Here is a 10,906-nt window from a genome sequence, read left to right as displayed (position 1 = left end):
CGGCTCAGGCAAAACGGCCGAGCCATGCAAGCCGACATCATCGTCGGCAATGCCCAATGCGGCCTTCAGCGATGCGCCAGCGGCGGCAGGGAATGTTCATCCTAGCCGTTCGGAGGCGCGGCAGGCAAGGTACGGGTGTTACAGTTGCCTAACGCGCCCTGAACGGATGCGCGGTCTGGTGCCAGGCCCAGGCGGTGCGGATGATCGTGCCGAGGTCGGAGTGACGCGGCGCGAAGCCCAGCATCTTTCGGGCGGCGGAGGGGTCGGCGACCAGATAGGTGGGATCGCCGGCGCGGCGTGGCTTGACGGTGTGCGGCACCTCGCGCCCGGTCTCCTGCCGGATGGCGTTCAGGATCTCTCGAACGGAGAAGCCGGAGCCGGTGCCGAGATTGAAGCTGCCGCCGGAATGTCCCTGTTCCAGAAGTTTCAGCGCCGCGACATGCGCGGCGGCGAGATCGGTGACATGGATGTAGTCGCGGATCGCGGTGCCGTCGGGCGTGTCGTAATCGTCGCCGAACACCGCGAATTCGACATGGCCCTGAAGCGCCATCATGGCGCGCGGAATGAGATGGGTCTCGTTGTCGCGCAGTTCGCCGATGCCGCCGGCCGGATCGGCGCCGCTGGCGTTGAAATAGCGCAGGCAGAACGCGCCGAAGCCATAGGCCGCACGATAATCGGCGAGCATGCGCTCGATCATCCACTTCGAGGCGCCGTAGGGATTGATCGGCACGCAGGGGAAGTCTTCCGGCAGTTCCTTGGAATCGGCGTTGCCGTAGACGGCGCCGGTCGAGGAGAACACGATGCGACGGCAACCGGCGTTGCGCATCGCCTGCAACAGCGACAGCGTGCCCTGCACGTTGTTGATGTAGTATTTCTGCGGATCGGTCATGGACTCGCCGACGAGGCTGGCCGCCGCGAAATGCATCACTGCCGTGACCTTGTGATCGGCGAACGCGCGCGCCAGCGCCGCGCCGTCGAGCAGATCGCCCGTCACCAGCTCGCCGGCAACGAAGCTGCGATGACCTGTCGAGAGATTGTCATAAACGACTGGCTGATAGCCGGCGGCGGTCAGTGCGCGGCAGGCATGCGAGCCAATATAGCCCGCGCCCCCTGTGACGAGGACGGTCGGTCGATCGGTCATGTCGTCTTCTACTCTTCTCTCAGCGATTGGAAGGCCGCTTGCGGCTGAAGAGAAGATAGAGCGCGCGGGGGTTGGTGGTCAAATAGCGCCAGAACAGGCGGCGTGGCTCAAGCCAGGTGCGCCAGGCCCATTCGAGTCCGATCTTCTGCATCCATTGCGGCGCGCGGGACCGGCTGCCCGACAAAAAGTTGAATAAGCCGCCGGATGTCTTGATAACGCCCACATTGGTCAGCAGCGGTGTGAATTCCTCGACGAATGCCTGCTCGTTGGGCACGCCGAGCGCGACCCAAAGGTAATCGGGCGCGAGGGCATTGATCTCCTCGACTTTCGCGCGCAGGGCCTCGCCGCGCAGATAGCCGTGGCTGTGCCCTACGATCTTCAGGTTTGGATACAGCTTGCGGACACTCTCGACCGCCGCGGCGTTCTCGTCCTCGCTGGCGCCGAACATGTAGAAGGTGCGGCCGATTGCTTCCGCCTTGCGCGCGACGACATGGAATAGGTCTGTGGTCGCGACGCGCTCGGGCAGTGGAAACCAGGATTGCAGCTTCGAGGCCGCCACCAGCGGCTGACCGTCGGCGTTGATCAGGTCGGCGGCGCGGAACAGGCGTTCGGTCTGCGGTTCGGTCGAGCAGCGCGCCAGCACCTCGCCGTTGGCGGAAGTCAGGAACAGTGGACGGCCGATGCGATGGCGCGGATCGGTCGCCTCGATCATGAAATCGGCGGTGGCTTCCAGGTCGAGCGCGGCCATGCGAAGGCCGCCGACGGTGGTGCGCGGCACGTCGGCGGTTGCCGCCCGACCGTCGAGGTTTACGCGGCGCTCAAGCATATTGTCTGCCTCGCTGGCGCGCTTGTATTGCTGGGGCAAGCTCGTCGAGCACGACGCCGACGAGCTTGCGGTCGGCGCGGCCAAGCGCGCTCAAAATCTCTTCGAGGCTGTCGTTGATGTCGAGGCTGGTCGGCAGCACCGCCACCAGCGCGTCGGCTTCATCGAGCAGCTTGCGGCCTCCGGCCGCGAGTGGCACCGCGGGGCCGTCGAGGATCACGAGGTCGTAGCCGCCGGCTGCGCGCGCCTGCGCGATCGCCTTGCGGATGGCCTCAGTCGCCTTGCCGGCATCGCCCTCGGCGGCCGGCAGCACCGAGACGCCGTTGACCGTCTTGATCTCGCGCGCGGCCTTGCTGCCGATCGAGAGCCAGCCGAGCCCGCTCGGCTCGCTCCTGCCGGGCCGGTTGACCTTGTTCGAGAGCGCCTGTGCCTGATGGTCGGCATCGATCATCAGCACGCGGGCGCCGTCGCGCGCGGCTGCGAGCGCGAAGTTCAGCGCGGTCACGTTGCGCCCGGCGGTCTCGCCGGCACCGACGAGCGCGATGACCGGCATCGCCTTGCCGCCGGCACGCCGGGCCGCAGCACTGCGCATGTCGCGCCAGGCATTGAGCAGCGTCGTCAGCGGAAAGCCGGGGCGCAGCGTCGGCCAGCCGAGCCGGGTGAGATCGACGCCGCTGCCGGTGGCGAGAATGGCACCGAGCGTGTGGATCACGTCGGCCTCCTGGAGGCGCGCGATCAGCGGCTTTTCGAGCAGGGGCTGCTCGGCCGTCGCAGGTTGCAGCGGTGGCGCGTCGAGTTCCGACAGAGCCTGTGCAACCTCCGGAGTTTGCGAAACTTGCTGGGCTCGGGCGGGCTCCTGAGTCCGCGGAGTCTCGGGAGCTCGGGAAGGTTGCGGCGCCGGCGTGCGCTCACGACGGGCTGGCGTCGGCGCTGGCGCCGTCGCGCCGGCGAACAGCAGCTCGGCCGCCACGAACCAGCTTGAAGCGGCGATCGCACCGAAGACGAACCCGATCATGGCGAACAGGCTCATCGCCGGCGGGAACGAGCGCCGCTGCGGCACCGTCGCTTCGCCGATGACCCGGGCCGCCGAGGTGTTCAGGCTCTCCTGCTCCTCGGTCTCGCGCGAGCGCTTGAGGAAGGATTGATAGACGTCGCGGCTGGCATCGGCCTCGCGTTCGAGCTCGCGCAGGCGTACCGCGGCCTGGCTGAGCTGGACGCTCTGCCGCTTCTGCGCTTCCAGCGCCCGGTTGAGCGAGGCTTCGAAGTCGCGGGCGCGCGTCAGATCGTTCTTGGCCGACTGGGCGAAGCGGTCGATCTCCTCGTTGATGGTGCGCTTGAGATCCTCGACCTGCTTCTCGGTCTGACGCAGCGCCGGATGGCGCGGACCGAGCTCGCCGGCCTGCTCTGCATATTTCTTGCGCGCCTCGGCATATTGTGCGCGCAGGTTTGCAATCGTCGGCGATTGCAGCGCTTCCGGAATCGCGCCCGCATCGGCCGCCGTGCGCCGGCTGGCCTCGATCTGGTCGAGCCGCGCCTGCGCATCCATCGTGGCGGCCCGAGCCGCGGAAAGCCGTTGGTTGCTGGCGGAGAGCTGCTGATCGCTGATCAGCGCATCCTGGGTGCCGACGAAATTGTTCTGGGCCTTGTAAGTGGCCAGCGCGGTCTCGGCATTGCGCAGCCGATCGCGCAGCTCCTTCAGGCGGCCGGAAAGGTCGCTGGTGGCGCGTCGGGCCGCGAGAGCCTGCGAATTGCGGGATTCCGTGAGGTAGACATTGGTCAGCGTGTTGGCGAGCATCGCCGCTTTCGCCGGATCGGTCGACCACACCTCGATATCGACGATGAAGCTCTTGTCGGTCTTGCGGATCGTGATGTGCTTGTTCAGCGCGTCGAGGGCCGCGAGCTGCACTTCCTTCTTCTCGGCGGCTGATGGGGTGCGGGGCTGGAGGCCGATCAGGCCGAGCAGCGACGACATCAGGCTGCTGCCGTCGCCGCCGCCGAATTCGGGGTCCTTGTCGAGACCAGCCTGCTGGATCACCTGCAGCAGCACGCTGTTGGAGGTGATCAGCCGCGCCTGGCTCTCCACCACCATGGACATGCCGGAGACGTCCTGCGCGCGCGGCGTGAGCTCGCGATCGACGAGCTGAAGCTCGCGCGGGTCGACATAGAGCTGGGCGGTGGCGGTGTAGCGGGGCGTCAGGCTCTTGCCCATCGTGACGGCGAGCGTCGCGCCGAGCAGGGCGGCTGCGGCGATCGCGACCTTGCGCCGCCAGAGCAGATTGAAGAGCTCCAGCATGTTGAAGCCGGCCTGAGGCTTCTGTTGCGGAGCCTCCGGTCTCGCCCGATCTATCGGCTGGTTATAGTCAAGCATGATCCCCAGCTTCCATTCCAACTGCCGCGGGCTGAGGGGTTACTCTTCGCTTTACGCCACGCACCCGGGATATGGGTGCCCAATCAACGCAACAGGGAAAATTAACCATACCCATTGAGGGACTATTCACCGAAATGGCAAACAAAGCGTTTAAGCGCATGCCACTCTTCGGCGCGTTCTTGTGACGCTCGCGATGCCGGCGTCTCCCGGGGATTAACGTTTCCTTACCGCGCGCAGCGTGGCCGCGAGCCTCCGCTCGTCCGGCGATCGGCCGTGCACCTGCCATGGCCGTCAGCTCTTCCGCAGGATGACATGATAGTCGCCGCGGCGGACGTCGGTGCCGCGCGGGAGTACGGCGTTGAGTACGGCGGCGGCGGCGTCGACCAGGGCCGCAAACAGCGGTTTGCGCCGGCGCATCTCGGGATAGCGTGGGCTCTCGACCTCGCGACGATAGATCACCTCGAGGCCATTGGCGGCCGCGAACGCCTCGAGCCGGGGCAGCGTCACCAGCGGATGGAAGAACGTCGGGAACGGTGGCTCGCCGGGCAGGCCGGCATCCTTGATGCCGCGGATGTGCCGGTAGAACCAGACGTGGAACCAGTGCGGCGAATATTTGGTGACGACGCCCGACAGCGAGCGCGGATTGGGCGCACCGATCAGGATCATCCCGCCGCGCTTGAGCGCGTCGCGGAAATTCAGCAGCGCGGATTCGACGTCGGGAAGATGTTCGATCACGTTGTAGCAGATCACGAGATCGAAGGCTTCGCGTCCGAAGCGGTAGGTCTGCACGTCGCCGAGGATCGCCTCGTCCGCGTAGGTGTTGTTGCGGACCTGGTCCTCGTCGATGTCGACGACCGTGACATGGCTGCGGCTCAGCAATTCCGTCGGCAGGACGCTGCACGAGCCGCCGCCGGCTTCATAGATGGCGAGCCGGCCCTGCGGCAGCTCGCGGCGCAGCACGTCGTGAATGGCGAACAGGCTGTCGCGGGCTTCGCCGGGGATCAGGTCGTGCAGCGCCTGGGTGTAAGCAACGGGGACGTTGATCGCTGTGGATGTCGCGAAATCGATCGTGGCTGGCTTGTTCATATTTTCTGACCGCGCTTGTTCTATTCAAATTTACAGGAAAAAACTTGCTTGCCCGAAGAGCAAATCTGATGCCGCGCCGCTTCACCGGTCGCGGTGCTTACGGGCGGGTTAATGCGTATGTGCGTTAACTACGACATCTCGGGATCGCAGTGGCTATCGGGTGCTGGACCGTGAATTGCAGTAAAGCGCGGCAAGAGGATTGGCGAGGCAAACACGTAAAGAATGGTCAAGCGCATGGTGCTGCGTTGAGATTGTCGGAAAGTTCGCGGCTTTGGCGATGTCTCGCGCCCCGAACCTGCCGCTCATTTTGGGACGCATCTGTCCCGCGGGGCGTGTGCCGGCGTGAGACGACGCAGTGCATGCGATTGATGCAGGGCTTTTTCAACATATCTCGGACATCTAGGACGTCATGACGCTGATCCCGACAGACCTGTCCGCCAGCCGGATCTCGGATGCCGTGCGCGATCCCAACCGGGAGATCGCGGCGAGCTCCCGTGTCATCGACCTGTCGGTCGGCATCGTCGTCTGCATCCCCTGTTTCCGCCGCCCGCAGCATCTGCGGCTGACGCTGGATTCGCTCGTGAACCAGCGCACCCCGCGCTCTTTTGCCGTGGTCATGGTCGAGAACGATGCTGCGCGGCGCGAGAGCGCGCCGGTCGCGGCGGAATATCTGGCCGACGGCAGGCTCCGGGGCGTCTGCCTGGTCGAGAAACGGCAAGGCAATTGCCAGGCGATCAACGCCGCGTTCGAGACGGCGCAGGCGCTGTTTCCCGCCGCGACCCGCTTCCTGATGATCGACGACGACGAAATCGCATCGAGCGACTGGCTCGAGCGGTTGGTCCGCACTGCGGAGGCGACCGGCGCAGACGTGGTCGGCGGACCGGTGCTGCCGGTCTTCGACGACGACAGCAAGCCGTGGCTTTCACGCCATCCCGCCTTCTGTCCAGCCTATGATTACAGCGGCGCGGTGCCGCTGATCTATGGCTGCGGCAATTGCCTGATCACCCGGTCGGCGTTCGAGCGGTTTGGTCGTCCGGCCTTCGACCTGCGCTTCAATTTCCTCGGAGGCGGCGACACCGATTTCTTCGTGCGCTGCCGTGATGCCGGCATGACATTCCACTGGACGGCGGAGGCGGTCATCACCGAGACCGTGCCGCAGAACCGCACCAGCCTCGGCTGGATCGCAAAGCGTGGCCTGCGCATCGGCGCGATCAACTATCGTGTGCAGCACAAGGCCGCGCAGAGCGCGGGAGCACGGGCGTGGGTGTTTGCGCAGATGCTCGGACGGTTGCCGTTGTCCCTCGTTCGCGCGGCGCGTCTGCTGGCGACATCGAAGGCCGTCGTCGCGATGCATCCCGTGATGGTCGCGCTCGGCTCCGTGCTCGCGGCGATCGGCGTGGAGCCGAAGCCCTATGAGGCCTCGAAGATCGTGTCCTGACGCGGCGACGGGCTAAAGCATGATCCGGAAAAGTGCGCAGCGGTTTTCCGAAAGGATCATGCTCAAACAACAACCTAAAGCGCGATGACGATTCATCCTAATCTCATCGCGCGTTAGATGCCGAAATAGGCGAGGGCGACCCTGGTCGCGGCGCGCGGCAGCGATTTGAGCGACCGGCGGCCGACCATCCCGAGATAGGCCAAGGCTTGGCGATACCTGCCGAAGCGGACCGCTTGCATGGCCGAATAGGTGATGAGATGAATTTCGGCGGCCCGTCGCAGCCCGCTGGCCGTGCCCTCGGGCAGTCTCGCCAGGATCAGCCCGTCGTCGAAGACCCGCGCGATCGCCGGGAAGAAGTCCTGCGGCGTGCGCACCGCCGCGTTCATGGTGTTGGCCGTGTGCAGCCGGTAGTCGAGCAGAAGCCTTGGCGCGAACTCGAACTCGCCGATCGCGGCAAGGCGGCACCAGCAATGCCAGTCCTCGCAATATCTGAGTGAGACGTCGAAGCCGCCGATGGCGCGGAAGGCCTCGGCACGGGTGAGCACGATGCCGCCATTGACGATGAAGTTGCCGCTGGCGAGCCGCGCCAGCACGTCGCCGGACGGCTTGCGGCGTCCTTTCAGCAGGTCGCGCCGGCCGATCTGCCGTCCCTCGCTGTCGATCGTGTTGTAGTCGCCATAGACGAGAACCGCGCGCGGAGCACCACGCGCTGCCGTCAGCAGCGCCGCCACCGCGCCGGGACGCAGGCGGTCGTCGGCATCGAGGAAGAGCAGCCAGTCACCACTGGCATGTCGCGCGCCGAGATTGCGCGCAGCCGATACGCCGGCGGAATCGTTGATCATCAGGCGCAGTCGCGGATCGCCAATGGCGCGGACGATCGCAACGGTGGCGTCGGTCGAACCGTCGTCCACGACGATCACTTCGCTCACCTCGTCCTGCGCCAGTGCACTGGAGAGGGTTTCGCCGACATAGGCCGCAACGTTCTTGGCGGGAATGACGACGGATACCGACGGGGTTGAGCTCGCCGGCAGCGGGAGGCGCACCGCCGGAACGACGCGGGAGGCGGCCGGTAGATCGAGAACATCTTCGGCGGTGATCAAGCTGCGGCTCGTTCTTAATGGTCTGTTAACCAGGGCGCATCTGCCGGGGCTGCCGGCGATCGCAATCTCGCGCCGTTGCGGATGATACTCGCATTGCCGGCCGAAGCGTTGCGGCAAAGGCCTGCGCTGCTCCGGTTTCGCGGAGTAACGTTAAGTCGGTGGCATCAAGCCTGTCGAGGAATTCGAGGAGTGCGACAGCCGCCGTCTCGTCGAGCTTCGACACGCTGGTTGACGGACGGTTAATAGGGATGGAGTTAGACCTGAAGTCTTCTCCGGCTTCGTCACCTTGCCTTGAGCCATGGATCGCAGCGCCGCTGACATGACTGACGTCGAGGTCCGATCGTTGGGCCATGTCCTGCGCGATGGGCTTGCAGGGCTGAATGCCGTGCGGACGGCGCGCTGCCTCGTCGCAGTGGCGGCTCTGCTGCTGGTGCTGGTGACGCTCGATCCTTTCCCGGACCTGCGCAACCCCGACGTCACCACCGTCGTCGGCGGACGAATGGCGCTGACCTACGTCTCCTTCGGCCTCCTGGCTGCGGTCGCGGTGTTGCTCGTCGCCGCCACCGACGCGCCCTCGCTGAAGACCCTGGTGACCCCGCTGCATCTCTGCCTGGTCGGTTGGCTGCTGATCAACATCATGTTCTCCGAGAGCCGCGGCGTTTCGATCCAGCGCTTCGTGCTCGTGGCGAGCGCGACGTCGCTCGCCGTGCTCCTGCCGTTATTGCCGCCGACTCAGCGCAGCTTCAACCTGTGCCTCGGGGGCGCGGCGCTCGTACTGCTCACGCTCTGCTATCTCGGCGTCTTCCTCGCGCCGCAATATTCGACCCACACCGCGCTCGACATCTCCGAGCCGCAGCTTGCCGGCGATTGGCGCGGCAGCTTCGGCCACAAGAATGTCGCTTCGCCCGTGATGACCATCCTGGTCTATGTCGGCATTTACCTTTGCAGCGTCGGCTCGTTCGTGATGGGTCCGGCGATCGCAGCGCTGGCCGGCATCTTCCTGATCTTCACCGGCGGCAAGACCTCGTCGGTGCTGTGCCTTGCGATCTACGCGCTGGCGTCCTTGGTCTTCGTCACGCGGAGCCTTTGGCTGAAGCGGATCATCTGCTTCGTGCCGCTGATCGTGATGAACCTGCTGACGGTCGGCAGCGTCCTGAGCCCCGTGCTCGGGACCATGACGCGGCTGCTTCCGCTCGATCCCACCTTCACCGGCCGTTCCGCCATCTGGGAATTCGCGCTCGCGGCCGTCGCCGAAAAGCCGATCATCGGCCACGGCTATGCGGCCTTCTGGGACGACGTGAGCGCGCGGCAGACCACCCAGGGCGCCGAATGGGCGACGACTGCGGCACACAGCCACAACAGCTATCTCGATCTCGCCGTCACCATCGGCCTGCCGGGACTGCTGCTCGTGATCCTCGTCTTCGTGCTCGCACCGCTCGGTAATTTTCAGTCAGCCCAGGCCCACAACCGCAGTGGTGCGCTGACAAAGCTGTTCCTGACCGTGTGGCTGTTCGGCCTGTATTATGGAGCCACCGAGACCTTCCTGGTCGAGCGGCAGAATCCGATCTGGTTCATGTTCGCGCTCGCCGTGGCCGGTCTGCACTTCCTGGCCAGGTTCCAATGCGTCGAACAGGTGGAACCGGACCGCTGACAGCTTGTCGCAACCGCAGCGGCTTTGGTGGCATCGGCTTAACGATAAGCCGCGACGTGGCTTGTGGTCTGCGACGAAACGTAATCTATCGGGAAACACTCAGGAATTGTAAGCGCCGCCGATGACGTTTCTCAGCGTCGAGCAACCAGATGGTCTTGCGTCCTGCACGTCGGGGATCGCCGTCGATTTCGTGCGTGACTGGCGGCAGGCCGCATTGCGCCTGGACGCAGGCCATCGCACCGCGTTCCAGCATGGTTACTGGCTCGGCGCCTGGTACGAGGCGTTTGACGACGTCGCGCCGCTGATTGCCGTGATCTCCGATGCTGCGACCGGCAGGAACATCGCGGTGGTGCCGATGATCAGCCATGTCAGGCGCGGTATCCGCATCGTCGAGTTCGCCGATCTCGGCGTCTCCGACAACAACGCGCCGATCCTGGCGTGCGATGCCGCGTTGGACACGGCGGCGACGGATGCGATCGGCAAGGCGCTGGTCGACGCATTGCGTGCCTTGCCCGACCGCTTCGATCTGCTGCGCCTGAGGAAGATGCCGGCCCAGATCGGCGGCAAGCCGAACCCGCTGGTGTCGCTCGGCCGGATCGGGTCCAGCTCGCTGAACGGCAATGTCGTGCTGATGGGCGACGACTATGGGGATTACCAGGCGTTGATCAAGCGCATGCAGATGCCGCGCTGCTGGCGCGTCTTCAGCCGGCACGGCGGCGCGCGCTTCGAGATCGCGACGGACGTCGCCCGCGCACATGAGCTGCTGGACGTGATGGATGTCCAGCAGCAGGCGCGCATGCAACAGCTCGGCTCGCGCTTCGTCCTCAACGACGAGGCCCATGCGAAGTTCTATCGCGAGGTCGCCCGCCAGGGCATTGCCGAAGGCTATGCCGTCGTCTCGGCGCTGGTCTGCGACGAGGAGGTCGTCGCCACCACGCTCGGCGTCAGGCACGGTGCGACCTATTATCTCCTGCGCATCAGTCACGCCGGCAATTCATGGTCGAGCTGCTCGCCGGGGCTGCTGGTCGCCGAGCGCACCATGGCGGCGCTGCATGCGCAAGGTGTGCGCCGCTTCGATCTCAGCATCGGCAACCAGGACTACAAGCGCCGCTTTGGCGCCGAGCCGGTGCCGCTGACCGATGTCAGCGTCGCTCTGTCCTGGCGCGGCGTGCCCTACGCCTGGCGCGATCATGCCGCGCAGGGCCTGCGCCGGCACCCGAGGCTCGCCGCGTTCGCGGCACGGGCGATGGGCAAGACCCCACGCTAGCGGCCGCAGAGCCCAGGATTGCGCGGGTCATT

General features: G+C 65.6%; 7 protein-coding genes and 1 pseudogene. 3 read left to right on the top strand and 5 right to left on the bottom strand.

The features are described 5' to 3' along the window. Positions 1-148 precede the first annotated feature (148 nt). The 4 genes from galE to GPL20_RS05985 form a co-directional block, all read right to left on the bottom strand. Entirely contained in the window at positions 149-1,141 is a 993-nt protein-coding gene (gene galE / locus GPL20_RS06000) for a UDP-glucose 4-epimerase GalE (protein ID WP_157328641.1), read from the bottom strand. A 19-nt stretch (positions 1,142-1,160) separates the two neighbouring features. Further along, positions 1,161-1,967, bottom strand: a complete 807-nt coding sequence (locus GPL20_RS05995; protein WP_157328868.1) for a WecB/TagA/CpsF family glycosyltransferase — start codon at positions 1,965-1,967, stop codon at positions 1,161-1,163. Then, positions 1,960-4,332: an exopolysaccharide transport family protein gene (locus GPL20_RS05990; protein WP_157328639.1), complete on the bottom strand. Its 2,373-nt coding sequence runs from the start codon at positions 4,330-4,332 to the stop codon at positions 1,960-1,962. The genes GPL20_RS05995 and GPL20_RS05990 overlap by 8 nt, the downstream gene beginning before the upstream one ends. 291 nt (positions 4,333-4,623) lie before the next feature. Further along, positions 4,624-5,418, bottom strand: a complete 795-nt coding sequence (locus GPL20_RS05985; RefSeq protein ID WP_157328637.1) for a class I SAM-dependent methyltransferase — start codon at positions 5,416-5,418, stop codon at positions 4,624-4,626. A gap of 409 nt (positions 5,419-5,827) precedes the next feature. Between GPL20_RS05985 and GPL20_RS05980 the strand changes: the two genes are divergently transcribed. Further along, positions 5,828-6,856, top strand: coding sequence for a glycosyltransferase family 2 protein (locus GPL20_RS05980; RefSeq protein ID WP_157328635.1), 1,029 nt, complete (start codon positions 5,828-5,830; stop codon positions 6,854-6,856). Positions 6,857-6,969: 113 nt separating this feature from the next. Here GPL20_RS05980 and GPL20_RS05975 read toward each other — a convergent pair whose 3' ends face one another. Further along, complete coding sequence (locus GPL20_RS05975) at positions 6,970-7,956, bottom strand: glycosyltransferase (RefSeq protein ID WP_157328633.1); 987 nt, start codon at positions 7,954-7,956, stop codon at positions 6,970-6,972. Between the two features lie 298 nt (positions 7,957-8,254). Between GPL20_RS05975 and GPL20_RS05970 the strand changes: the two are divergent. Continuing rightward, positions 8,255-9,604, top strand: a pseudogene (locus GPL20_RS05970) (O-antigen ligase family protein); the annotation flags it as partial. Positions 9,605-9,728: 124 nt separating this feature from the next. Beyond that, positions 9,729-10,874, top strand: a complete 1,146-nt coding sequence (locus tag GPL20_RS38720) for a GNAT family N-acetyltransferase (RefSeq protein ID WP_167532911.1) — start codon at positions 9,729-9,731, stop codon at positions 10,872-10,874. The last annotated feature ends 32 nt before the right edge of the window (positions 10,875-10,906 follow it).

The sequence above is a fragment of the Bradyrhizobium cajani genome, from assembly GCF_009759665.1.
Classification (GTDB): domain Bacteria; phylum Pseudomonadota; class Alphaproteobacteria; order Rhizobiales; family Xanthobacteraceae; genus Bradyrhizobium; species Bradyrhizobium cajani.
The sequence above is the reverse complement of the archived record's forward strand: the minus strand, read 5'-3'. Positions and strand labels throughout refer to the sequence as shown.